Annotated in this window: 19 protein-coding genes; 3 read left to right on the forward strand and 16 right to left on the reverse strand. The window is 41.5% G+C overall.

The annotated features are described in order from the left end of the window. Position 1: 1 nt before the first annotated feature. The 4 genes from Q0081_RS30825 to cmk form a co-directional block, all read right to left on the reverse strand. A complete protein-coding gene (locus Q0081_RS30825) occupies positions 2 to 11,227 on the reverse strand; it encodes an SdrD B-like domain-containing protein (protein WP_298362769.1) in 11,226 nt (3,741 codons plus the stop codon). A 479-nt stretch (positions 11,228 to 11,706) separates the two neighbouring features. Then, positions 11,707 to 14,913, reverse strand: a complete 3,207-nt coding sequence (locus tag Q0081_RS30830) for a hypothetical protein (RefSeq protein ID WP_298362772.1) — start codon at positions 14,911 to 14,913, stop codon at positions 11,707 to 11,709. 81 nt (positions 14,914 to 14,994) lie between these two features. Then, on the reverse strand, positions 14,995 to 16,071 hold the full coding sequence (locus tag Q0081_RS30835; protein WP_298362775.1) for an FAD-binding oxidoreductase: 1,077 nt from the start codon (positions 16,069 to 16,071) through the stop codon (positions 14,995 to 14,997). Further along, positions 16,068 to 16,775 carry a (d)CMP kinase gene (gene cmk / locus Q0081_RS30840; RefSeq protein ID WP_298362875.1) on the reverse strand — a complete coding sequence of 236 codons (708 nt, stop codon included), beginning with the start codon at positions 16,773 to 16,775 and terminating at the stop codon, positions 16,068 to 16,070. Before cmk ends, Q0081_RS30835 begins: the two co-directional genes overlap by 4 nt. Before the next feature lie 258 nt (positions 16,776 to 17,033). Here cmk and Q0081_RS30845 point away from each other — a divergent pair, with 258 nt between their 5' ends. Both Q0081_RS30845 and Q0081_RS30850 read left to right on the forward strand, forming a co-directional pair. Continuing rightward, on the forward strand, positions 17,034 to 17,558 hold the full coding sequence (locus tag Q0081_RS30845) for a hypothetical protein (protein ID WP_298362778.1): 525 nt from the start codon (positions 17,034 to 17,036) through the stop codon (positions 17,556 to 17,558). A gap of 82 nt (positions 17,559 to 17,640) precedes the next feature. Further along, complete coding sequence (locus Q0081_RS30850) at positions 17,641 to 18,084, forward strand: TM2 domain-containing protein (protein WP_298362781.1); 444 nt, start codon at positions 17,641 to 17,643, stop codon at positions 18,082 to 18,084. A gap of 34 nt (positions 18,085 to 18,118) precedes the next feature. On the opposite strand, the gene Q0081_RS30855 is transcribed toward Q0081_RS30850, so the two are convergent. Genes Q0081_RS30855 through Q0081_RS30870 form a run of 4 tightly spaced genes read right to left on the reverse strand, consistent with a single transcriptional unit; the run spans position 18,119 to position 20,958 of the window. Further along, positions 18,119 to 18,922, reverse strand: a complete 804-nt coding sequence (locus tag Q0081_RS30855) for a hypothetical protein (protein WP_298362784.1) — start codon at positions 18,920 to 18,922, stop codon at positions 18,119 to 18,121. Between the two features lie 25 nt (positions 18,923 to 18,947). Beyond that, positions 18,948 to 19,805 carry a hypothetical protein gene (locus Q0081_RS30860; RefSeq protein WP_298362787.1) on the reverse strand — a complete coding sequence of 286 codons (858 nt, stop codon included), beginning with the start codon at positions 19,803 to 19,805 and terminating at the stop codon, positions 18,948 to 18,950. Then, positions 19,802 to 20,266: a membrane protein insertion efficiency factor YidD gene (yidD, locus tag Q0081_RS30865; protein ID WP_298362791.1), complete on the reverse strand. Its 465-nt coding sequence runs from the start codon at positions 20,264 to 20,266 to the stop codon at positions 19,802 to 19,804. Before yidD ends, Q0081_RS30860 begins: the two co-directional genes overlap by 4 nt. Next, positions 20,263 to 20,958 carry a hypothetical protein gene (locus tag Q0081_RS30870; RefSeq protein ID WP_298362794.1) on the reverse strand — a complete coding sequence of 232 codons (696 nt, stop codon included), beginning with the start codon at positions 20,956 to 20,958 and terminating at the stop codon, positions 20,263 to 20,265. The genes yidD and Q0081_RS30870 overlap by 4 nt, the downstream gene beginning before the upstream one ends. 139 nt (positions 20,959 to 21,097) lie before the next feature. On the opposite strand from Q0081_RS30870, the gene Q0081_RS30875 reads away from it, so the two are divergent. After that, positions 21,098 to 21,658 (forward strand): Uma2 family endonuclease, encoded by a 561-nt coding sequence (locus Q0081_RS30875; RefSeq protein ID WP_298362797.1) that lies wholly within the window; start codon positions 21,098 to 21,100, stop codon positions 21,656 to 21,658. A gap of 3 nt (positions 21,659 to 21,661) precedes the next feature. Here Q0081_RS30875 and prmC read toward each other — a convergent pair whose 3' ends face one another. From prmC to cyoE, 8 genes are all read right to left on the reverse strand, one after another. Beyond that, positions 21,662 to 22,525, reverse strand: coding sequence for a peptide chain release factor N(5)-glutamine methyltransferase (gene prmC, locus Q0081_RS30880; RefSeq protein WP_298362800.1), 864 nt, complete (start codon positions 22,523 to 22,525; stop codon positions 21,662 to 21,664). A 106-nt stretch (positions 22,526 to 22,631) separates the two neighbouring features. Beyond that, positions 22,632 to 22,808 (reverse strand): hypothetical protein, encoded by a 177-nt coding sequence (locus tag Q0081_RS31760; RefSeq protein WP_310586553.1) that lies wholly within the window; start codon positions 22,806 to 22,808, stop codon positions 22,632 to 22,634. A 142-nt stretch (positions 22,809 to 22,950) separates the two neighbouring features. Then, the gene (locus tag Q0081_RS30890) at positions 22,951 to 23,493 is read right to left on the reverse strand and encodes a DUF420 domain-containing protein (RefSeq protein ID WP_298362805.1); all 543 of its coding nucleotides are present in this window, start codon (positions 23,491 to 23,493) and stop codon (positions 22,951 to 22,953) included. A 1-nt stretch (position 23,494) separates the two neighbouring features. After that, a complete protein-coding gene (locus Q0081_RS30895; RefSeq protein ID WP_298362808.1) occupies positions 23,495 to 24,019 on the reverse strand; it encodes a hypothetical protein in 525 nt (174 codons plus the stop codon). Positions 24,020 to 24,023: 4 nt separating this feature from the next. Next, positions 24,024 to 24,338, reverse strand: coding sequence for a cytochrome C oxidase subunit IV family protein (locus Q0081_RS30900; RefSeq protein ID WP_298362811.1), 315 nt, complete (start codon positions 24,336 to 24,338; stop codon positions 24,024 to 24,026). A gap of 43 nt (positions 24,339 to 24,381) precedes the next feature. Next, positions 24,382 to 25,143, reverse strand: a complete 762-nt coding sequence (locus Q0081_RS30905; RefSeq protein WP_298362814.1) for a cytochrome c oxidase subunit 3 — start codon at positions 25,141 to 25,143, stop codon at positions 24,382 to 24,384. A gap of 42 nt (positions 25,144 to 25,185) precedes the next feature. After that, complete coding sequence (locus tag Q0081_RS30910; protein WP_298362816.1) at positions 25,186 to 25,770, reverse strand: cytochrome c oxidase subunit 3; 585 nt, start codon at positions 25,768 to 25,770, stop codon at positions 25,186 to 25,188. Positions 25,771 to 25,785: 15 nt separating this feature from the next. Next, positions 25,786 to 26,661 (reverse strand): heme o synthase, encoded by an 876-nt coding sequence (cyoE, locus tag Q0081_RS30915; protein WP_298362819.1) that lies wholly within the window; start codon positions 26,659 to 26,661, stop codon positions 25,786 to 25,788. Between the last annotated feature and the right edge of the window lie 4 nt (positions 26,662 to 26,665).

The raw sequence follows: 26,665 nt of genomic DNA on the forward strand, positions 1-26,665 counted from the left end.
ATTAGCGGTTAATGGTCATAAATCGACTTGATTTCTTAATCTCACCGCCGTTTTGGTCTTGCAGAATCACATTGTAGAAATATGTTCCGGCAGGCACCCCTTGGTTGTTATTAGCTACACCTACGTTAGCTCCTCCCTCCCAATCGTTCTGATAATCGTTGTTACGATAGACCAAATTCATCCAGCGGTTGTATATTTCAAGAACAATCTTCGTGCCAGATGGATGACGAATCACAAATTTATCGTTGATTCCGTCAGCATTTGGTGAGAAACCTTCAGGGATAAACAAACCACCGTCAGAAGTAATCACAATTGGTGTAAATTCTGCTTCAGTCAAGCCTGTTGGGTCATTGTCTCCGTTCAGATCAGGTACCAAGCCGTTGGTTGAAAGATCTGTCACAGAATTCTGACCGGCTAAGGCTGAGCCAAGTGCGCGGTTGAGATAAGGCGTCAGGCGTCCGTCGTTCGTTACGTTGATAGTAAAGAACAATGAATCTGTACGTCCACCTGCCAAACGACTTTGTTGCGCGAGCAAGAGATTTACATCGCGGTCTCCGTCGAAGCCAGGATTGATACGTAAGCTGCTTGAGTCATTGGCAGTCGGTGTACCTACTAACTGATAGCTTGCGCCGGTCAGAGAACTGTATACTTTAGTCAATGAGTCAGATACCTGAACGTTGGTCAACACACCTGCACCGTAGTTTTTCAAGATAACACGGTAAGTGATGTTCAAACTTCCATCCCCTTTACGTAAGGTATCTTTGATAGACATCGCCAATCCAAGTAAACCTTTGCCTGGAGTCGAGTTGAGTGATACCGGCGTAGATTCGCTGTTGTTGCGTGGATCCAAGTCATTGTCAGGGTCAACATTATCACCTGTCGTTGACGTATCGGCCGTTGCTACACCACCTTGCGTTAAACCTGTACCGATAGCGATATTGTAGAACTTCGTTACGGAATCAGGATTGTAAAGCGAAACAATTACCGCTAAGTTGATACTGCGAGTGGCACCTTTTGGTAATGTACTCAAAGAGTCAACCAATAAATTGGTGAGCAGCCCTTGACCTGTATAGGTCGAATCTACTGTCAACCCGCCGTCTGCAGTAACAAGTGGTTTACCAACAATTGCCGCCTTCGATCCAAATGTGAGTCCCAAGTCATCCTTCACCTGGATTTTTTTGAGGTCACTTGTACCAAGGTTAGTTATACTGATGGTGTAAGGAATCTTGAATTTACCATCTCCGACGACAATCGGTCTGCCTGCTGATTTAGATAAACCAATCAAAGCGCTTGGCAAATCGAAACGTACAGGAGTCGAGTTATCAACAGGAGCATTCACGACAGTACCTTTATTAGAAGCATCTTTCACCGGTGTACCGCTTCCGTTACCCGAAGCAACTACGCTTCCTAAGAATAGTCCGGTATTTCCGTTTGGCTTGATGTTGATAGTGACCAAAACCACATTTTCAGCACCTACCGCCAATGAACTTCCTGAACCTAAGATGTTCTTATCAGAAGTTCCGTTGTAACTGCCATTCGGTACCAATGTACTTCCGGCATTTACAGTTGGAGCACCTACTACTGTAAAGGTAGCCGGTAATCCTATGTGACCCGTAATGCTGTCTACTACCTGAACACCGGTTAATGGAATGTTACCAACGTTTTTCACCGTGATTTTATAAGTAACATCGTAGCTGACATCAGCGCCGTCGCCTTTCTTAACGATATTATCAACCGCCAAGGCTACTCCGATTGCAGGTGAGACAGTACCATCGCTTACTACTATACTTACCGAAGACTGGTTGTTAGAACCGTTAGGATCTACTTGGTCAGCGTAAGTGATGGCAACTTTGTTGGTTACTTGGTTACCCGGTTTTTTCGCTTTGGCAACTACCGTTAATGTATCGCTGCTTCCTGCGGTCAGAGACGCAATCCGTGTGGTCAATACGCCACCCGTGTTGGTCATTCCGGAAGTAGAAACCACTTCCAATTCTGACGGCATGATATCGCGAACATCTACGTTGGTTGCCTTGTGCTGACCGTTGTTTTTCACTACGATCTTGTAAGTAACATTTTCACCTACCAGCGCCACTGCTTTGTTAGCAGTCTTGTTGATGCTCAAATCAGAGCGGAGTGTATCGGTAGCACAATCGAAGATTTTCACTTCAATTGCGGCCGGTGCACTATAACAACCGTCTTTCTTATAAACGACGTAGTATGTGCCGCCTCCTACTGCTTCCGGTGTGCCTACAAGGCAGGTACATGCCAATTGCGCTGCTGATCTGAACTGAGTTGTATAAGTTCCGTTACCTTCAAGAGCTGTGGTCAAATCTACCGTGGTACTTGGGCAAGTATTACGAAGGTTTTTCACGATTGGTGTTGGCAGCGCTTTTACAACTACTGTAATATAAGCGGATGGAACTGAGCAACAACGTTTAACATCGACAAGTGCATAAGCATACGTACCCGGCTCGGTTACGTTCCATTGTCTGATACCATCAGAAGCAGGGAACAACACTTTACCGTCTTTAAACCATTTCACTTGATAATCCTGTTCGCTGGCTTTCAGTTTCACAGTGTCACCTTGACAGATCGTGATTGTTTGAGGCAATGTATCTGCTTTGAGCGTACCGTTTACGATGATTTGAGGTCTGAACTTGATACCTTCAAAGATCAGTTTCAAATCGTCTTTCCCAGCTACGCATTTGCCGCTACCATCAGGATCGTTGGTGGTTAGGGTGAGCATAACCTCACCCTTAATCAAATCTTCCAACGATGGATAGTAAGTAGCATCGAGCGCAAGCGGATTGCTGAACTTACCTGTTCCGTTTGTTGACCAAATTGCACTTGTGGCAACTCCACCGATTTTACCATTGAGTTTGTACTCGATAGCAGCACAGATAGCGGCGTCTCCACCGGCATCTGCCGTAGCAGGGTTGGTTTCACAAGGCGTTGTTTCGCAAGGCGAAATCAGGACGTGGATAGCAACACCTTCACTGTAGCAACCGACAGTTGAGCGGAAGAATGCGTAGTAAGTACCACTCACTCCTACTGCTAACGGATTAGCTACCGTTGGCGAGCCTGGCGTATTTCCTTCGTGGAACTCAAGTACTAAACCTGCACCTGTTGTGTAGTTCTTCACCGCTGTGGCGAGATCTACCGTTTTCACAGGGCATACATTAGCTAGGCTAACCACTTCAGGTGTTTTCACTTTCGGAGCCACTATCACATTTAAGGTGTTTGAAGCTACACTTTTGCAAGAAGCATTGTTGCAGCAATAAGCAACGTAAATAGTGCTGGCAGCAGGAACAATCGTAATTGAGCTTCCTACCTGACCGTTTGACCATTGGATGTATCCTGAACAAGCAGTCAACGCTGTCAGAGTTACTGACTCACCATAGCAAAGGTTAGTTTTGGAAGCCTGAACCGTTGGAGCGGCAGGTACGCCAACCACGATGGTAAGCGGTGACGATGGCGCACTTTCACAATTGCCTACTTTACACTTAACAGTGTAAGTAGTTGTTGTTTCGGGCGTTACAGAAATCTCAACACCTGTTGCGCCATTAGACCATAGTACCGTTCCTTCGCAACCCGAAGCTTTTATGCTTACTGTTTCACCTTTGCAAATTGCTTTGGTTGAGCAGAGGATGGTTGGAGGGTACACTTTCGTTACTACAACAGTTACTGCATTTGAGGCATCGCTTGTGCAATCACCTTTCTTACATACTGCGGTATAAGTAGTTATACCAAGTGGGTTCACAGTAATGCTGTTACCCGTTGCACCGTTTGACCAGTTAATTGTACCGCCTTCGCAACCTGTTGCTGTGAGTTTTACGCTACCACCCTCACATACTACTGCGGCGTCTGCCGAAATAGATGGAGCTTTGCAGTCAATCACTTTCACAGTTACCGGTATAGAAGCTTGGCTGGTACATGCTCCCACTTTACATACTGCTGTATAAGAAGTAGTTACCGTTGGAGTTACCACAATACTGGCTCCTGCTTTACCGTTTGACCAAGTGATTTCACCATCGCAACCAGTTGCAGTCAATACCGATGTTTCACCCAATTGGATTACTGCCGGAGCAGCTGATACCGTTGGAGGTGTTACAGGGTATACTTTGATTGTGTAGTCAGCCGATATTGGGCTTGTACAGTCACCTACTTTACATTTTGCAGTATAGGTAGTAGTTACGGTTGGATGAATGACGATAGCAGGACCTATTTCACCTGTTGACCAATAGACTGTGCCTGCGCAGTTTTTCACCTGAAGCGTTACGCTTTCACTAGGACAAACTTTATCAGTACTACAGATTACAATTGGTTTTTCAGGAGTTGGTACTACTGTAACCGTTGCAGAACCCGGAGCGCTTTCACATTTACCGATTGTACATTTGGCAGTGTAGGTGGTGGTTGCATTTACAACTACGTCAATGCTTACACCTGTTGCACCTGTACTCCAGCTAATGGTTCCGCCTTTACAACTGGCAGCCGTCAATTTAACTGTGCTGCCTGCACAAACCGTTGACGATGGACTTACAGTAATTGTTGGAGGCGTTGAAATGTTGTCTACCGTTACCGTTACATACCCCGGTGCACTATCGCATTTACCATTTACGCGGCATGATACTGAGTAAGTTGTCGTCGTTGTTGGCGTTACTGTGATACTTGCTACACCTGTTGCACCTGTACTCCATACATAAGTACCTGTACAGCCAGAAGCAGTCAATACTGAACTTTCACCTGCGCAAATACTTGGTTTAGAAGCATATACCGAAGATACCGCACCAGCTGTAGTCACCGTAATCTTCACTTTATTTGATTTAGGACTTTCGCAAGTTCCTACCTTACAAACCGCAGTGTATTCAGTAGTAGCCGTAGGGCTTAGTGTAATACTTACACCTGTTGCACCATTTGACCAGAGAATTGTACCATCACAAGTACCACCCGCAGTAAGGGTTGTGCTTTGACCTGCACAAATCAAGGTTGGCTCAGCAGAGATTGTTGGTGCGGTAGCATTACCCACTGTGATTGTCACAGGAGCAGAAAGTCCGCTTACACACTTACCGAGTGAACATGTAGCTGTGTAAGTAGTCGTAGAAGCAGGGCTTACTACAATACTTGCACCTGTTACACCGCTTGACCAAGTTACGATACCTTCACAACCTGAGGCAGTCAATGTAACACTGCCACCGTTACAAATAGTAGTCGATGGGCTTGCAACCACGGTTGGAGGCGTTACAGGGATAACTTTGATAGTGTAATCTTTCGATCTTGCTTTGCAGCCACCATTGTTACAAACCGCCCAATACGTAGTCGTTGTCGTTGGATAAACCACAATGGCAGGGCCTGTTTCTCCCGTTGACCATTCTACAATACCTGCACAATTTGTCACCTGAAGCGTTACGCTTTCACCCGGACAAACTTTATCGGTGCCGCAAATAACTACAGGAGTTTCTCCTTTAGGGATAACATTGATTGTTACGCTCGCTTTTGGACTTTCACACTTGCCAATTTTACAATATGCTGTGTAAGTTGCAGTTTCTGTCGGTGTTACCACAATCTGTGCTCCCGTAGCGCCTGTACTCCATACGATTGTACCTGCACAATTAGAGGCAGTCAATGTTGCCGAACTTCCCAAACAAATGGTTTTAGAAGAGCTAACTACAATAACCGGTGTCGTTGGCGTGTTTATGTAAATCGTAGTTGGATTTGACGGACCGCTTATGCAACCGTTTTTGTTACAAACAGCTGTATACGTAGTGGTTTCGGTCGGTTTCACAACAACGCTTGCGCCTATTGCTCCATTAGACCACATAATTGTACCACCTGCACAACCGATTGCATAAATAGTTGTACTGTCACCAGGACAAAAATTGGTAGTTGCACAAGCCAAAACAGGAGGTTCAGGTTGTTTGATACAGTCTACTTTAATTGTTACCGTTGAAGTATCGTTATTCGCTTTCGTCGGATCGTTGTTCAGTCCTTTTACAATCGCTGTGTTCGTGATTGTTCCAATCGCGTTGATTGTTGCACGGATTTGGAGAGTACGATTTGCACCTACTGCCAAGTTTCCGATTGTCCAAACACCTGTTCCTACATTGTATTCAGCAGCAGGGTTTGCACTTACAAACGTCAACAAAGAAGGTAATACATCATTAACTGTTACACTTGGTGCATTTATAAGACCGTTGTTAGAAGCAACTACGCTATACGTAATTGTCTGACCCACTGTGTATGGAGACGGTTCGATAACTGACTTCACAACTGCTAAATCTGTTACGCAAGGCTTGATTTCCACTTTTACTCGGCCTGCATTGCTGTATGTTCCGCAAGATGCTACTTCAAATAAGTAGTAGTACCCTGATACACATACATTTGTAGGATCTGCTACCAACGGATCCGTTGGCTTAGGACCTGTACGCCATTCTAAGCGACCACCCGGTGTACGAGGCTGTAATCCATGCGCAGTTAAATCAATGCACAATTTAGGACAATCATTTGTAAGATCATCACACGTTGGAGTTGGAGGAGTTGGACATACAACTGCAATGTCTTCGTTGTCTTCGTCATCCTCTTTAGGTGTCCCTGTACCATTGCCCGGAGAAGAGTCTTGATCAGGTTGATCTGACTTGCTTACTTGAGCAAAGTTCTTGATTGTTCCTGTTCCAACCACTTTGGCGACAAACGTCAAAGTAATGGTTTGAGCTACTTCAATTTTAGCAATTTTACCAGTTAACACTGTTCCAGCAAGCGTGAACGCAGCGTCACCTGATACATATTGTAAACCTGCCTGTAACGTATCGGTTACTTCAACGTTAGTGGCTACAGATGGACCGTCGTTAGTTACTTTAATTGTATAAGTAACGTTGTCATTCTGCTGTGGCGTTTTGTTGCTAACCGTCTTCGTCAAACTCAAATCAGCAGGACAAAGTTGGATTGTCACAACGATTCTACCAGGATTGCTGTATTCGCCGCAAGCTGCTACTTCAAATACGTAGTAGTTACCCGGAGTACAAACCTTAGTTGGGTCAGCTACCAATGGCGACTGAGGCGTATTTCCTGTATGCCATTCCAATCTGCTGCCCGGAAGACTTGGTGCTGTAACGTATTTAGTCAAATCAACACATTTAATCGGACACTCGTTTTTAGCATCTTCACAGGTTGGAGTTGGAGGAATCGTACATGTTTTAACACGTACCAGTTCGTTGTCGTCGTCGTCTTCTCCTTTAGTGAAGCCGTTACCCAGTATCGAATCTTTGTCTTTTACAGTATTGCCGTTTTTATCTTTGGCATCCTTGATCTGTGCAAAGTTCGTCAACGTAGTTCCTGCAAAAGTAGCATCCACTTTTACCGTGACGTCAACCGTAGCGGTTGCACCCGGTGCCAACGGTCCAGCTATCGGTACATTCAAGGTCGCAATCCGACCTGCTACTGTCCAGTCCGTATCGGCCAAAGTCATACCAGCAGGTAATGAATCTAACAGTGCAATAGCGGTTGCCGTCATTGAACCTTCGTTTTTAACCGTCAAAGTGAAGTTTACCAAATCGCCTAGCGCTACATCTGTCGATTGGCCAGCTGCTAATGATTTGTTCAACGCCAAACGAAACGTGGTCAAACCTGCACCTATGGTCAAGTCACTGCGTTTCTGCGGTGTCAAGACCACAGCAGGGGTGATACCCGTAATTGGATCGGCATCACTATCCGTTACATCTGAACCCGTATTAGGTTTCAAACTTAATTTACATGTATCTAGCAGAGTCTTCGTATCAAACTGTACGTAGTAAGTACCTACCAGTAAGTTAGTAAACAAGTATTTACCATCTGTACCTGTCAACATCGAATCTTTCTTCGCGACAGGACCGCTGGCAGTGCCCGTCCATAAGATTACCTTCACGCCTTTCACACCTGGTTCACCAGAATCCTGTTGGCCGTTATCATTACGATCTTTCCATACAAAATCTCCAATGCTGCCCAATGGCGTAACACGTACCGGTTCGTCATCGTCATCATCTTCTGATTTAGTAAAGCCGTTACCCGGTGTCGAATCTTGGTCTTTTACAGGGTTGCCGTTTTTATCTTTGGCATCCTTGATCTGTGCAAAGTTCGTCAAAGTAGTTCCTGTAAAATTAGCATCCACTTTCACAGTGATGTCAACCGTAGCGGTTGCACCTGGTGCCAATGGACCGGCAATTACGTTATTCAACGTTGCGATTTGACCCGCTGCTGTCCAATCTGTGTCGGCCAAACTCATACCTGCCGGTAATGAATCCGTCAAGGCAATGTTGGTCGCCGTCATTGAACCTTCGTTTTTAACCGTCAAAGTGAAGGTTACTAAATCGCCTGGCAATACATCTGCTAATTGGCCGGCTGCCAACGATTTGTTCAACGCCAAATCGAAATTAGTTACCGCTGCATCTATTGTTGGATTGTCCTTATTAATTCCTGATTTGGTAGGATCAATAACTACTACCTGAGAGAAACCTGTAGTTGGATCTGCATCGTTATCAGTTAAATCTGAACCTTGATTTGAATTCAAACTCAATTGACATGTATCAGGCAAACTTGTTGGATCAAACAATACTTTGTAAGAACCCGAAGTTAAGTTGGTAAACAGATATTCACCATTAAGACCGGTAAATGTGGTATCAATGGGTGAGAACGTGCTACCGCTATCTTTATATAGTATTACACGTACATTTTTCACACCCGGTTCACCGGAATCCTGCTGGCCGTTATCATTACGATCTTTCCAAACAAAATCTCCAATGCTGCCAAGTGGGCTGTACAATGCACCGTCAATCGTAGGATTGTCTTTGTCAATACCGCTTTTGGCAGGATCAATTTTAACGACCGGACTAATACCGGTGGTTGAATTGAAATCGCTGTCTTTGGTATCGTCACCGCCTTTGTTGGTTGAATCACTCAATACGCAACCTGCTGGTAAAGTGGTTTTAACTATTTGTACAAGGTAATCGCCTTTTAGCAATCCGCTGAACGTATAGAAACCTTGTTTACCGCCATTCGTTATCGTAAGTGTTGAATCCAGTTTAGCTAAAGGCTGACCGCTTACATTTGCACTCCACAAAATAACTTTGACGCCGTTTACGCCTGACTCGGTTGCATCCTGAATACCATCGTTATCTGTATCTTTCCATACATAATCTCCGATACTACCCAAAAAATTACGCAATGCACCGTCAATCGTAGGATTGTCTTTGTCAATTCCACCTTTGATAGGATCAAGTGTTACGATTTGGCTAAGTCCCGTTGTTGGGTTAAAGTCGCTGTCTTTCGTATCATCTCCACCTTTATTAGTAGAGTCACTTAATACACAACCTGCCGGTAAAGAGCCTACCAATATTTTAACTTGATATTCTCCTTTTGACAAAGATTCAAATGAGTACCATCCTAAAGCTCCCCCAACCGGATTGTTAGCCGTTAGAGTGATATCAACAGGAACGAAAGCTCCCGCCTGATCTTTCTGGAATAAAACAACCTGAACGTTGTTGACTCCTGAATTACCATCATCCTGAATACCATTATTATTCAGATCTTTCCATACATAATCTCCAATACTTCCCAACGGACTAAACAAAGCTCCATCTACCCTTGGATTGTCTTTCAAAATTCCACCTTGCTCCGGATCTAATGTCACCACTTGGCTATAGCCTGTAGTAGGATCAATATCGCTGTCTTTAGCATTGTCTCCACCTTTATTAGTAGAGTCGCTTAAAATACAGCCCAGTGGCAATGTGGTTTTGTCTAACTGTACAATATAATTTCCTGCTAACAATCCATCAAAGTGGTAATAACCGCCTTGCGTCGAATCTCCCGGATTAGTAGTAGTAAGCATTGTGTCAAGAGGTGTAATTGGCACTCCTCCGACTGCACTCCATAAGATAACACGGACACCATTTACACCCGGCTCGCCCGCATCCTGAATACCGTTATTAAAAACATCTTTCCATACAAAATCCCCAATACTTCCAAGCGGCCCTGAAATCACTACAATCTCGCAACAACCGGTTGCAGGACAAGCATTCACTTGGGCACTAAACGCAAAACGGCCGGTACCTTTAATAATTAAGGTATCGCCGTTCACAGAAGCACTATCGGAAGCAGCACCTGTAATAGCTCCGCTTCCTACTTTGGTCCACACAACATTAGAATAACCGACCACAGAAAGTGACACGGCGTACTCATTGCCCGGATACCACAAAATCGGCACTGAAAAACAGGCCGTTGCATAATCATCTTCACTTAAAGTACCGTTGCCCGGGTTGGAGTCGGAATCTACCTGACCCGCATCCATCGACATTACTTCTACAATATTGAAATAAACGCCTCTTCCTGTAACAGTTCCTGTCAATTCAAGTTTAACAGAATCACCAGAAGCGATGGTAGGAATATTCCACAAACCAGTTGCCGGATTGAAAGTTGTTCCTGCCTGAGGAGTATTAGCCGTCAGGTCAGCTCCGTCCGTTGGGAAAAGATCTTTAACTATCACTCCGGTAGCAGCATCCGGTCCATCATTTTTTGCATAGACAGTAAATTTGATAGATTGTCCAATGGTAGGTTGAGCAAAGTCAATTTTCTTGGACAGTTTAATATCTACTATTTTTTGGCCTAATGCTGTAAATACAGTCAGTAGAACCAAAGTAAAAGCCCCCATTAAGGATTTAAAGGGTCTTATCAAGCGATTTTTCGGGAAAGACGAATCAATATAGACTATTGATTCATAGCTATTTACTTCCCCCTCCCAGTCGGGCGGGGAAGTAGATACCCACCGTCTCGATTTTTCATCGAAACGCGCCCCCAGAACACGCTGCTTATACTGAGGAGAAATGGATAACTTACTCATAGTCTGTGAAATAATTGATTGAAGGGATGTAAATTTTTGGGTAAAATCTTCAGCACGGATGCCGTAAAGTTTGCCAGTGGGCGGTGATGCCCCAGGGAGATGATAGTGCTGATCAATTCCAACTGAATTGACCCAAAAAGCCTTTTGGCCTTTCTGAAAGAGTTTTGGTTTATACGGAATTTGATATCCCGGATTTCTCTCTACCGCTCTCTTTCGATTAGGCAAGATCAATTGAATACAAGAGGCGGCACCTTTCAAAAAAAGCCAAAAGGTTTCTCCTAAAGAAGTGTTTTTTGTACTGCTTTTGCGCTCAAAATTCCGGCTTGTTTCAAGGTCGGGTGTTGTGGTAAATCGTGCTTTCATCTGCCACTTTACGTTTGTTTGCTATATACTTTATCCCATAGCTGTCTCAAACACCTAACTGTGCGGGATTTCCGCCAGAAAATGTTTAGTTCTGCTTTACCGGTGAAGTTGGGCTTTGACCCACGTAGCAAGTATCCAAAATGATGCCAAAGTCATCGTGGCAATGACCTACTTTTAAAGTGAAGAATTAAAGCGTTGTTTATCAACCATTTAGGCAAATAGTTAATTTTGAAATACACGCCCATTGATATAGTATTTTTTATATAAAATATTAAACTATTTCAATTTTAAACCAGTCGGGTACTAATTAGCTAAAACCGTGCCAATAAACAGGTATTTTGGCCTTAAAAGGGGGCAAAACAGGGTCTGAAGGCCTATTTTCAAGACAAAAAATGTCGTTTATCCTTTGTAAAAATATACTTAAAAAACATAAAAAAAGCCGAGCATTTCTGCTCGGCTTTTCTATCAAATATCACTCCTTAAAAGTCATATCCAAGGGTTAAATAAGGAATGGGTTTATTAACTTCTCCGTTATCAAAACCCCATGCATAGTCAAACTTTACATAGAATCCAAACAACATTGTTCGGGCACCTAAACCATACCCAAGCAAAAATGGATTACGGAAATTATTAACCGTTGCACTGAAAAAGTCTAAACGAATGATTTCAGTATTTAAGCTATTCTGACGGTTAAAAGGCCATTTGCCTGTCCAAGCCGTACCTACATCCGTAAAGCCTACTAATTGGAAATTACGCAGGAAATTAGAAGTAATCGGTCCGCGATAAAAGTACTTAACCAATGGCATCCGCAATTCTGCATTAAACAATAAATGGCTACTGCCAGATACTTTATTGAAGTTGAACCCGCGCAAATTCGTGGCCATTTCTACGAAAAATATATCTCGATTATCAATCGGTATCAATGAACTGCTCAACCCTACCGCTAATGGATTTACCGTACGTTCGTCCTGATTGTTGCCGGTCCAGTTTTCCATTCCTCCCATTACACTTTGTTTAGGAGATTTACCTTCGGAATGGGCAAAAGACAACCTGGTGGCAAAAATCAGGTCTCGGTGAATTTTCTGATAATGGCGAAGGTCAATGGCAATCCGATTAAAACCTCTCGTTCCATTGATTCCTCCAAACAAATCGTACCGTATTTTAAAACGAGTACCTTCCATCATATTCATCCCGTTTATGCGGGAGTTGTCATAGACAAATTCACCTCTGGCTCCCAAATAAGTAGAAGCCACATCGGCGGCAGAAATATTACTGACATCCAACAAACGGGATTCGGCAAAAAATGGAGTCAGTGATACTCTCGTATTATTGTTTATCGGATACGCAGCTGTAAATGCTACTCGGTTGTAACGATACTTCTGACTTGCCGGCGGTTGCACATACAAACTCTGACGATCTACCCTTACCGTGTAATCAATTCGGTGCGCCAAGTTATTGTACTCAGCCCAAAGGTTGTTGGTACGAAAGTTCAGCAATCCCAAGAAAAAGCCTGCTTTTACGATGTGATTCTCCAGCAAATCGTTCATTGTCAACGATTGCGCAAAACCAAATCCTCTGATAGGGTCAATGCGCCAATCGGAGGTAGCATCATTGCTGATGAACAAACTCTTATAACTGATTGGGCCTTTTATTGTAATATTTTCCCTTTTTCGATTGCGCGAAGGAAGGTTGGCAGCACTTGAAATAGTTGTCCCTCTCCGCTGACGATATTCAAACGTTTTAAGCACATCCGCATCAAACTCGTAATTATCGGTATCAACCTCTCCAGAATCCAACTGAATTTTCCGTGGATTAGCCATTTGGGCAATCAAACTGGCATCTGCGGCAGGATTATTACGTTGTTCAGTTTTATAAACGGATACTCCCGAAATACTTTGAATACGGGATGTAGGCACCAATTCGGTCGCAATGGGTGTGAGACGTCGTTGGTAAATCACAGCTTCTTTATCGTTGAACCAATTAATACCTGCAAACGCACCTGAAGGCAATAGATAATCGTAATCTCGAATATTTTGGTTAAAGCCTGTTACAGAACTAAGTCTCTTTATATCTAATTCATATTTGAACAGATTATTTACACCCTTATAGTCAGAAAGAAAATAGAATGTATTTTCATCGGCAGAACGTGGGTTAGAAATAACTCCCAATGAATCTACAACCCGAGTGACCGTTTGTGCTCGCGGATTACCATCGTGAATAAATAAAGCCGTTTTCTCTTTAACTGTTTTATAGGAACCCTTATCGGTTACTGTCAAAGAATCTTTCAAACGATTGGATGTAAATAAAACTCGGGTCGTAGAACTTCCCGAAAAATGAGGATAACGATCATCGTACAAATCGCTTGTCAGTTGAAGCAGGGATGAGCGTCCTACATTAAATAAAAACAGGTCATTTTGCCCGCGGCTATCTGCACTTAATGCTAACGTTGAGCCATCGTTTGAAATATCAAAATCCGTTACCTGATTGATACCTCTAACTTCTCTGCTCAAACGCAACTTAGATTTTCCCTTATCAGAAATGTCAAAGATTTCCAAAAAAACACGTCCATTTTCTTCCGTAATAATCGCCAGGCCATTGTTACGACTCCAAGCTACCAAAGGTGTGCGGCTCAGATACGTTCTTTTCTCAAGCGAATACTTACCTTTAATAATTGTAGTGCTAACTTTGCTTTCAGTATTGATAATATCCACTGTATATTTACCGCTCTTACGATTAGTAACGGCAACGTACTGATTATCAAGACTGAGCCGAACAGAGTTGGGAAGATTTCCCAAAGGTAAATCCAGCTCCTGACGCCAATCCCCTAACGGATCTTTATAGGTGGCACTTGTTGTAGTGGCCATTTTGGTATAAAAATCGCGCCAATCTTTCAGAAAACGCGTAAAAGAAACTCCTAAGGTACTGGCAACACTTGTCTGCTCCGTGCGGATAATACGCGTAAGATTTAAGATATTGGAAATATTGTCTTTGCCATAACGTTCGGCGATATAATTCCAAATAGACTGTCCTACAAGGGTAGCCTCAGAGCCCGTCAATAAAGACGGTTTTTTCATCTGACGGTGCACAATCGCATCCCGCATGTAGTCATCCAATTCTGGGCTCCATCCTTCGGCGATGTAAGCTGCAATACCTGACATGAACCAATCCGGCAACGACAACAGTAACGAACTTTGTAAAGCATCCTTCAAACTGCCGCCGTAGAGCATATCGTACACAAACAGGCGGGATATTTCCTTAATAAGCTGTTTCCGAAAACTGACTTGATCCCCCGAAAAGGCAATTTCTAAGCGTGACTTTGCCAAATTCAGCTCCGTCTCACTTAGGTCAGTGCTATTGGCCATTCCCATATTGCTTTGCAGCAACTCTTGGGGCGAGTTATAAAGAAAAATCTTGATTCTGTTATAGGGTGTGTATCCCAACACTTCAGTAATGCGGTCAAACTCTGACTCGGCATACTGTGCTGCCAACGTAGCCAATGGCGTACCTGCTCCATAATGATAAATCTCAAAGTTATTAGTTTTGAGAATTTTCCATTCAAATCGTTGGTACTGGACACGGTTTTTGCCAAACTGCTCTTGCGAAGGATAATTTTGCGCTTCGACCATTTGGGTAAGCAAAAGTGCTGCCCCTATGCAAAGAAATTGTGAAATAGAAACCCTTTTCATAATCAACCTGAACTGTTAACCGTTAATTGTTAGCCGCTAATAGTTTAACTACAATACCATTAACTATTATACTGACTACGATTAACTTAATTTAGAACGAAAATATAACGAAAAAACTCGCTCAATATTCACCTCTGCATCTAAATCTTCTCCCGATTCTAAAAATTTTGCAAATTGTTCAGAAAAATAAGGTGCCAACGTAACTCCTTTTGTTCCTAATCCATTAAATATTCCCAATTCAGGATGCTCCGGATGCAATCCCACAAAAGGACGACGGTCATCTGTGGAAGGACGTATCCCTGCCTGTTGCTCCAAAATTTGATACGGCTTTTTTAAGTACCCTTTTATTTTCTCTTCTAAAGAATCACGTGCTTCGTCAGTTATGTCCCAATCCAGATTATCCCACGAATAAGTAGCTCCTAAGCGACATTTACCCTGTCCATCTATCGGTAGTATAAAAGTTCCCTGATTGATGATTTCGGTCAATGGATAGTCTTCAACAAGTACGATTAGATTTTCTCCTTTCACAGGATTGAAAGGCAACCAATTAAAAAAAGGATTCTGACAGGCTTCGTATCCTTCACAAAATAGTATTTTTTTAATTTCAATATTTTTATAAAAAACTGCTTCTTTTTGAAAATCAATATGTTGATAATCAAAATTTTCAAAAATATATTGACTTTTACTCACAAAGAAGGTCTTTACTTTTTCGACCATCTCCGAACAATCTACCCAACCGGACTGCGTAATTTGAAGACCACCGTACGGATTTTCAATAAAAGAAGTGAATTTTTCATTGTCTGCCTTCTCCAAAACGTATTTGGCCGAAATTGGGTCAGCGCTTTGGGCTAAGTAAGAATTTTGCTCTTCGATTGAACGAAAAGGGCGATAGATGTTACAAAAATGCAAAAGTTCACTCCCAACGCTTTTTTGCATGTCTTCATAAAACTGACACGCAAAAGGAAACAATTCGTCGGCTTTCCAAGTACGATTCAATTTTTTCCCGGTAAGTGGGTTAAAAACACCCGCTGATGCTTTTGATGCAGAAGGTAGAGTTGGGTCGTCTAATAGTAAGACGTGATGTCCTCGCAGATGCAATGTCCAAGCTAATACTGACCCCGCAATACCTTGCCCTACGATAAGATAATCGGCCGTCATGATTTGAAATTATTTTCCCGAATAAGCTCGCTTATTTTTTCATCGGCCAGATGCGTCACCAATTCTATCTGTTCATCAAGGGTCATAAAGGAGGTGTCCACCCATATTGCACCTTCGGCTTGCTTGAGTGGGCTATCGGCACGAGTAGTATCAATGTAGTCTCTCATCCGAATATTTTGAAGAATCTCAGCAAGGTCTAGCATCTCACCTTTGGCCAACAATTCAATTTGACGGCGTTGTGCCCTGATTTCTGGATCGGCCGTCATAAACACCTTGAGCTCTGCATCGGGAAATACGACGGTGCCAATATCACGCCCGTCCATTACCACCCCGCGCGCTTTGCCCATGCGTTGCTGTTGCGCTACCATAGCTCGGCGCACCTCTGATACGGCACTGACTTCACTCACCCAATTGGCAATGTATAATTTTCGGATTTCGTCTTCAACATTCAATCCATTCAGGTATGTCTCATTGCGTCCTGTTTCAGGATTACGCCTAAAGTCTATTTTTATATTTTCTAAGGCTTTGACAATTTCTTTGGGATTGGTGAGTGATACATGATGGGTATAAAAATACAACGTGACAGCCCGATACATGGCTCCTGTGTCAATGTAGGCGTATCCCAGATAAGACGCCACTCCTTTGGCAGTTGTGCTTTTACCACAACTCGAATAGCCATCTACGGCAATGATAATTTTAGGCATGAAAGAGATAAAAAATTCGCTGCAAAGATAATCAGGAAGGTTTGACAATTTGGTCAGTACATTCAGATTGATGCCTATAAGATTAAAATCTTTTAAATCCTTGTATTTCCCATTCTTCATTTCTATATTTACTCTACTTGATGGTACTTTTCCCTATTAACAAGACCGTATAATAAATTTTAGAGGAACGTCCATCATTTAAAAGGTTTTTTGTATTTTCTTTGAAACGTTATTTACAACTAAAAATCACAATTTACCATGAAAAAAGTTTTTTATTCCTCATTGCTGGCCTTAGCCGCAATCGTATGTTTTCAAACTAATTCATTAGCTCAATCCTACCAAAAGGGGGATAAGCTTCTAAATCTTGGTGTTGGTTTAGGTACTTATGGAGCAGGTGGTATTGGCTTAGGCGGTTCATTTGAATTCGGAATCCACGATGCAATCAGCGTTGGTGTTCTGGGCGGTTACTCAGGCAGAAGCAACTATTTAGGCTCTGGTTCAAATTGGTCGGTACTTACTTTTGGGGCCAGAGGTTCTTATCACTTTAATGAATTATTGAAATTGGATGATGATAAGATTGACTTATACGCAGGCTTAGGCCTTGGTTACAGAAATATCAGTTGGGGTTATGCAGGAACTGCTTATAGCAGCTCTTATGGAAGCGGAGTATTACTTCTTGCACACATAGGGGGCAAGTATTATTTCAAACCTAATTTAGGCGTATTTGCTGAGTTAGGCTCAGGATTTGGTACCCTACAGGCAGGGATTGCTTTCAAATTTTAAAATTTCTCCAATTCTCATTTGTTGATTACGTCCCAATGGTTATTTTTGAGGCGTAATCACAATTAAAACCCGAAAGTAAATTATGAAAAAACTATTTGCACTTGTTTTTTGCTTTGCTGTACTTCTTGTAAGTAAAAGCCATGCCACTACTGCTGAGTATTTTGTAGATGCTCAAGCGATTGAACAAACCCTCAACGCGGGTGAGCAATTGGATATAGCCAATGTGGAACAGGCAGCTACGGCATTTGAAAGTTTAATGGGAGAAGGCAAAGATGTTACAAAAATTATGGCAGGTGATAAAAAACCAGTTGTAGCTTTTATCTTGGCTTGGGTTGTAGGTTTCTTAGGTATTCACCGCGCTTATCTTGGTACTGCTGGTGGGGTTATCGTAGGATATATTCTAACCTGCGGCGGTCTTGGAATCGTAGCTTTGATTGACTGGATTGTACTGCTTCTGGAAGTCATCGAAGAGAAAAACTTTGATAAATACGTGGATAACAAGAAGTTCTTTATGTTTGCAAATTAAGTCCATTTCTGGCAAAAAAAGAGAGATAATTCCGTTATCTCTCTTTTTTTTGTTCATTTTCGACCAGTAAAGCCCTTATCTTTTGGCTATTCCGTGCTTTTCGCTTACGATTAGTTTCCTCCGCCATCAAAGAAGCCCTTCTGGCTCCTCCAAAATAAAATGTCTGAAATAAACCTGCGCCCGAAAAAAAACTAATAAGATAATATTTGTTCAAAACATGGTATACGCCAAAACCCAAGGACAATGCCTGTAACCCCGCCGATACTAACCCTTCTTTTGGGTACCCTGCATAGATTTGCCCCAATCCAGGCATCAGAAAAGACAGCAATTGCGCTTTATCGGGGTTCTTAGGCTTTTTTTTCAGGAAATCATATAACTTATCAACTTGAATAGTTAATCGATTACGGCTCACATATCGGGCAAATATCACTTTTGATTCTGTCCACCGCTCCAGTTCGTTGAGCGTTAAAATTTCCAATACATCCAACGAGGCAGTCAAAGTAGTATCGCGTGTATAAAAACGGGTTTGTTGAATTTGTCCGTAGGCTTCATTGTATCGTTGGCTCAAATATCCACACAGTGCCCCCTCATACCTTAATTTGAATTGAAGGGTATCATTGGGTTCATTCAAATCAAATCGCTGCGCCGTTTGCCAAGCATCCTCGAAAGTCCGTAAAGCTTTTTGACACTGAATTTTTTGATTTAGTAACGTATTTGTTAATAACCTGAAATTTTCTGAAATTACTGTATCCACTTGCTGATTTTGGTCAAACAATGCTTTTTCGTAATAGACCGCAGCTAAAGCGTATTCATGCCCTTTCATCAGGCTATCAGCCATTTGTCGAGCCTGTGTCCTACTTTCATTACTGATTAAAAACAGTACGGATAGGAATTTGCATATTAAACAGAATCTGTTCATTGACTTTATCTTTGAATTCTTGCTTACGTATATGTACTGTCAGCGTACTTCCCCAAATATTTCCTACATAAAAAAACGTAAATAAACCACTGTACAATAGAAATCGGGGGCTTTTCCAGCCATCTCGGCGATACGCTTCGTAGGTTTGCAATCCCAATGCTAAGTTTTGAATAAAAGTAATTAAGCCTTGTCCCGTTTTACCGGCATAAATTTTTCCACTTCCGGGCACAATGGCAGACATTAAACCCGCCAATAGCGGGGATTTATGCTTATGCTGTTGAATCAAGCGGTAATTTTCTCCCAACTTTTCTTCTTCCTGACTAAAAGCGAAATACTTTCCATTGAACTGTTGGCGATAGGAAACAAATTTGAGTGTATCACGCTCAAGCAAAGCGACTCCTGCCAGTTGAAAGTTTCGGAGTGCTGTCAGTAAAGAATCAGAAGTTGAAAGCTGGGATAGAACTTGGTCTGCCTTTTGGTAGCGTTTCTGAAAAGTGTGCCCAATTCCTTCTAAAAATTTTGATTTAATGTAGTTCGGATGGTGGATAGGCACCTGTTCAAAATAATGTAGGGCCGAATCCAATTTCAATTGATTATAAAATGCCAAACCGCGATAATAAGGAAATGTTTGGCGATGCTGCGTCCAGTGAAGAACGTCGTTATAGTACTTTTTCTCTAATAAATATTCTATAAAGAGAGAATCTGAAGAAAGTGCCTGCTGGGCGAAAAGAGGATTAGAAAAGAGTAGAAAGAAAGAAACACGCTTGCAATAGGACAAAAACAGCCTTATAACTTTTCTCATTGCACCTCCTTTGTTTTTACCCGATACATCGTTGGTACATCCACTACCCTACCCGTTTGTGGATTGATACGCAACAGTTCAATACTTGTTGCGGCTACTCGATTACAGCGAGCAAGTCGGTCAGCGGTGAGAGCAATACCTTTAACAATTCCAAATTCCTGAATCGCAGCCCGACTGAAACGCGAACAAGACAACTCATATAAACAAGCTGCAGAAATTTGTGGTGAAATCACTTTCTGATAACCCGTTAAAGCACCATTCAACAACCAATACGCAGGATTGAAACGCAGAAAAGGGGTAGGTTTAGACTTTTTGGTTTGTCCAAATGTAACCGTTGGGGCAGAGCCTGACTCTGCCAGCAGTTCTAAATCCGTAACTTGTGACCATATATTTCCTGAAGTCAAGAAAAAACAGACGGATATAAAAAACAAAAGCACCTTCTTCATTTCTTTTTGCCTCATTTTATGATTTTAGCATTCGCCGGAATTGAAAATTCTAACAAATTCGAGGTAACTTGTTCATTCACCTTTAAGGCTCCATAGGCTGTTTTGGTAACAATCGAATCTCGAGCTGTCAAATAGTCAATTTGTGTAATTGTCTGTGGAAAATCTACGCTTCCCAGTTTAGTATAATCATAATAAAACACCTTCTTAATAGTGCGCTCTGACGGATCAACATACTTCATAAAAATTGGGTTCTGCCCTTTATGAACGAGTTCTACGCGTTTGATATTTTTAGCCAACGGAGTTGGGGATTTCCAAATTGTAATCATCACCCCATTTTCAAACTTAGTTTCTCCCAAACTAAAACCCATACTTGACAGTCCCAAATCAGCTTTTCTATTGTGTAAAAAGAAGAAGAATTGCGTTGTTTCGGTACTATAAGTAGCATTTTGTTGTTGCAAAACGGTATTTTTGGTTGGATCATAGACTTTTAGTTCCCCATTCGAATTATTAAAAACATACAATTCAGAAGGCTTGGGAAACAGCGTTATCATGCGGCCTGATGTGGCATAACATAATTCAGCATGGGTATTTGTAGTTTTTCCTTTGTGTGCAGTACGCATGGTCATGGTTGCACTCACTTTTCGTACATTTTGGTTATATGCCTTTGAAAAGACTAAAAATAAAAAGATAATTTTCCAATAATTCATCACAATACTTTTTTCTCAAAAAACATTGGCAAAATACAGCCTTTCGGGGAGATACAAAAATGGAATTCCTGAATAGGTAATTTAGCTCTTTTGGTATTATACAAAAAAGACGGTATTTTAGTCAAAAAATCACGCCAAAATGAGAGTTATTAGCACCGAACGTTGGACTTACGACGACATGAAGGCCAAACTCCCCGCCGAATCTCGGTATGAGTTAAGAAATTTTAGCCTAATTGATATGCCTTCTCCAAAAAGAATTCACCAGCGGATTACAGGATTTGTTTACCGTAAACTATTCAATTTAATCAATCTCAGTCAACTCGGTGAAGTATTTGTTTCTCCGTTTGATGTCGTTTTAGACAAGGGTAACGTGTGCCAACCTGATGTTTTCTTTTTGTCGAAGGAGAAAAGAAGCCTTTCGACCGAAGAAGGTATTTTTGGCGCACTGGATTTAACCGTGGAGGTAGTATCAAAAGGCTCGGTCGTACGAGATTATGTGGAAAAGAAAAATGACTATGAGCAATTTGGGGTAAACGAATATTGGATTATTGACCCTTTAAACGAAACAATCATTGTTTATGCACTCATAAACGACAAATATGTTGTTTTCTCAGCAGTCGAAGAATCCGGAACGGCTCATTCTAAGTTAGTAGAAGGATTTGAATTGACTTTTGAGGAAGTTTTTAAAGCTGAAGCATAATTTCTACACCTCCTCTACCGAAAGCCTTGCTTTCACGATACGGTCTTTTCCATACATATCCTGAATAACTTCTACTTTTCTAAAGCCCTTTTCTACAAAAAGTTTTTGGGTCGCCGCCCCGAAATGCTCATTGATTTCAACGTAACAAGCCCCTGTACTTTTAAGGTGTTTGAGACAGAAATCAGCAATGGCACGGTAAAACAAAAGTGGATCTGCATCTTCCACAAACAGAGCTAAATGAGGTTCAAATCGAAGTACATTTGGCTCCATACTAATTTGTTCTGAATATGTGACGTAAGGAGGGTTGCTTACTACACAATCAAATTGACCTTCAAAGGTATCTTCTTTGAGAATATCATATTTCTCAAACTTAACTTCCGAAAGCAGTCTGTGTGCATTTTCCTGCGCAACGGCCAAAGCATCGTCTGATACATCCCACCCCCACACTTTCGCAAAAGACATAAAACGATCCAACGCTATAGCAATACATCCACTTCCAGTACCGATATCCACAATTTTGACAGGGTCTTCGTCCCAATAACAGTCTTTGACCACTAAACGCACTAATTCTTCGGTTTCAGGACGAGGAATTAAAACAGAAGGAGATACTTTAAATTCTAAATTGCAGAAGTAGGTAGACCCTATAATGTGTTGTACAGGCTCACTTTGGTTGAGTCTTGCAATGATAATGTCCCAATCGGGCTGAGAAGCATTGGACGGAATAGGCTTATCAACAAGCACGTCCACATTACGTAGTCTCAGGTAATGTTCCAACAACATAAAGGCCATTGCCCGAGCTTCTTTGTGGGAATAGGCAGTTACATTTCGGACAATATAATCAAAAAGAGGTTTTGTAGAGGAATACATGTGAGTTTACAGTTGCGGGGCGCCCCGTGGCGACCGTGCCCGTGCGGCAGTCCAAAGTCAACAGTTTGTAATCTGCTAACCTGAAATTGGTGTAAATATTAACTACTTATTGGCGCAAAGCATCTCGCACACGTGCTTGAACAGCCAATCGCTGTGCCAATGCTTTTTTACTGTTACGATACCAAAGATAAGCAATCACCCCTACAATCAAGTAAGGAAACGCAAAGAGGTAGGCAATTCCTGCATTAATTCCATTTCCAATAACATTGCGTCCGGTGCTCATATTAGTTTCAACGGCACCTTTGCACATAGCACATTGCGCCAATGACAGTTGGCAACTAAAAAAAAAAAAAAAAAGAGCAAAGAAGACTATTCTAAGATTTTTCATTATTCTGATTCATTAATGAACAATAATCACCCGTTGACTAATTGTAATACGGGGCAATCATCAAATAAACAATCACTCCCGTGATACTGACATACAGCCAAATAGGAAGCGCCCATTTAACCACTTTTTTATGAAGTTCTATCTGATTGCTGACTGCAAAATAGATAGCCCTTAACACAAACCATACCACTCCTATTGAAAGTGTAATATGCGAAACTAACAAAAAATAATATATGGGACGAATTAACCCTTCACCTCCAAACGGAGTTGACTCATTCGAAAGGTGATATAAAACATAACTCACTAAAAAAATAGCGCCTAACGTAAAGGAAATCGTCATCATCAAGCGATGTGCAGCAATATTTTTTTGTTTAATGAAGTAGAACCCAGCCAATAACGATACTGCTGTGAGCGAATTTAACAAGCCATTTACATGCGGCAGTGCTTTTGTCCACTCTCCTAATTCAACTTTGGGAATACGCGGATTAAGTAAAATAGCTACAACCACAGGGATTGCCACTGCAACAATGTTGATTAATTGGTTATACTTTTTGCTTTTTGGTAAAGTAAGTGTGTCCATTTTATTTCTGTTCCTTTTTGTAAATATCCAACAGTATCTTCACTTCAGCAGACAAACGATCTACCTCTTCTGGGTTCGTTCCATCATAAAAGCCTCTGATATAGCCTTTCTTATCTAATAGAACAAACTGCTCGTTATAAGGAATGGTTTCGAGAGATTTTTCTTTTTTTAATAGAGACACCCTGTATTTTTGAGTGGCCTCTTTTTCTCCCTCATTTCCATCAATATTTACTAATAAAACATCATCAGAAGCCAACTTTTCCACTCTTGAATATTGCTGTATCAGTTGCTTAGAGTCACTTTTGGCAAAAAAGCTGACAATTTTAATTTGACCTCTATCGGTACTTGGAACCCGGTAAAATAGAGTATCCTTCCCATTCATGGCTATTTTTCCCGAAGAATCCGTAAGAGGTACCAAATAAGGAATTTGGAAATGGTTTTCGGCAAAACCGTGTAACAGTAAAATAACTAAAGCCGGTAATACCAACACCAAAGTCAGCATTCCGGCTTTTATGTACTTTTGCATAATGTTATCTCAAATCAAAAATCGATCCACCTTCGCTTATCAGGGCAATCAACAACCACACTACAAAAATACAGGGAATCAAAAGTACCCAAATCAAAGATTTTACTTCGTGTTTTAAGTGCATAAACTCTCCTACAATGTAGAAAGCTTTTATGATTGTCATACCCACGAAAATTGAGGTTTTAAGTAATCCAGCATTGAGTGTAAAAGCAATGGCAAATTCTAAGGCAGTAATTCCTAATAGTATCCAAAAGGTACGCCAAATTACTTTACGTTGCTCTGCACCGGCGTTTGCGTCTTGTTCATGTACGTGTGCCATATCTTTTTTTAGTTAAAATTTAGAAATTAGGTAGTTAGGAATGTTATACCAAATAGAAGAAAGTAAATACAAACACCCATACCAAATCAACAAAGTGCCAATATAGACCTACCTTTTCAACCATTTCGTAGCTTCCTCGACGATCATAGAAACCAGTTGAAGTGCGGTAGAAAATCATATAATTCAAAATCACTCCTGAAAAAACGTGGGTACCATGAAAACCCGTGATAAAGAAAAAGAAGTCGGCAAATGCCGGCGGGCCATATTGATTTTGAGTTAGATTTGCTCCAAAAATCGTATTTGACACCCATGAACCATCTATAAGTTCTTTAATTACAGTCCCTTCATCGGTCCCATGAATAAAGTGAGTCCATTCCCAAGCTTGGCATCCTAAAAATGTAGCACCTCCCAACAGAGTCCATAGCATGTATTTTTCTACTGCCGGACGATCCATACGGTGGCCTGCTTCTACAGCCAGTACCATTGTTACGGAGCTAAAAATCAAGATAAAGGTCATAATCCCCACGAAAATCAATGGTGCATGCAGACCGTGCAAAAACGGTAATGCATCAAAAACCTTTTCCGGTATAGGCCAATAGGCCGGCGATGACACAAAATCCACAACCTTACCCCCATAAGCCGGGTAGCTGTAGCGAACTAAGCCATAAGAAACCAGCAAAGCCGAGAATGTGAATGTGTCAGAAATCAAAAAGAACCACATCATCAACTTTCCGTAGCTGGCCTTCATGGGCTCAACTCCCCCCAGCCATACATTTTTTACATTCGGTTGTACAGTAGCAGCCATCGTTATTCTATTAAAAATTCAGGTTATAATTAAAATTTTACTTTAACGAAAATACAAAAGAAACGCGAACAGATAAATCCACAAAATGTCTAAAAAATGCCAGTAGGTTGTACAAATCTCAATCCTTCTTAGATTTTTAGCGTGTACCTTTAATCTCATTGCTGTAATAAAAGTAACGCACAATACAATCAATCCCGTAATCAAGTGCCCTCCGTGAAGCAGCGTAAAAACATAAAAAAATGACCCCGACGGATTACCAACAAAGTAAATGTTCTGAGCTACAAGGTCTTTCCAACCTTCAAACTGCATCCATAAAAATGCAAGCCCAAGGACAAAAGTAATAGAAATTGCGATTTTGAGGGTATTGAAATTGTCTTTTTTTGCAGCTAAATAAGCCCAGTGCATTGATATACTGCTTATAATCAGCACAACAGTGCTATACCAAAAAATTTGAGGTATTTCAAATTCCACCCAATTCCCCTCCGCCCTACGTACCAAATAGGCACTGGTTTGGGAAGCAAAAAGCATGATAATCGTCACAATAAAACCCCATAAAATAAATTTTTTGGGATCCATTGAGAGAATTTCAGGCGCTTCTTCTAACTGTAATTTTTCAGCCTTTTCCATAATATCAGTAAAAAACTAAATCTTATCAAGTAAATACGCTATTTGCACAATTGGCAAGTAAATAAACGAACCAAACATTAATTGAAGTGCTGTTTTATCCGAACATTTTCTCATTAAATGAAATGTTTGACCTAAAAACAAAGCGCCAAATAACATTGCAACCAAAGCAGAATTTATACCTGTCATTCCTAACTCATAAGGCAACCATCCGACCGGCAGCAGAAACAATGTATAAATCATCATCTGTACTGCTGTACTTCTGTCTTTCCCTACTTTTGAGGGCAACAAATTAAAGTTTGCTTTTTTGTAGTCTTCATCCAATACCCATGCAATTGCCCAGAAATGGGGGAATTGCCAAAAAAATTGAATAGCAAACAATATACCAGGCTCTAAGCCAAATTGATTCGTAGCTGCTACCCATCCAATCATGGGAGGAAACGCTCCGGGAATAGCCCCTACAAAAACAGCTATCGGACCTACACGTTTTAGAGGCGTATAAACAAATCCATATAGAATAGTAGAGAGTATTGCTAAAGCACAGGCTCTTAGATTAAATTCAATTAAGAATACAAATGATGCGCCTGAGAAAAGAACAACTGCCAGCCAAGTAGCTTCCTGTGCGCTTATTCGTCCGCTTGGCAAAGGACGATTCTGCGTCCGTTTCATCAACTTATCCAAATCTTTTTCAACGATTTGGTTAATGATATTTGCGGCCCCTGTAATGGAAAAAGCTGCCAGTAAAAAGATGACCAGTGATTCCCACTCAACTTTTTCAATGGCCAGGCTGTATCCAAACGCTCCCGAAAAAGCTACTAACCACGCCAAGCGAAGCTTCATTAGCTCTAAGTAAACTCGGATTTTATCGGAAAGTATATTAAATGCTATTGCCATTTCA

Origin of the sequence: Runella sp., assembly GCF_027484545.1 — a bacterium.
In the GTDB taxonomy this organism is placed as follows: Bacteria; Bacteroidota; Bacteroidia; order Cytophagales; family Spirosomataceae; genus Runella.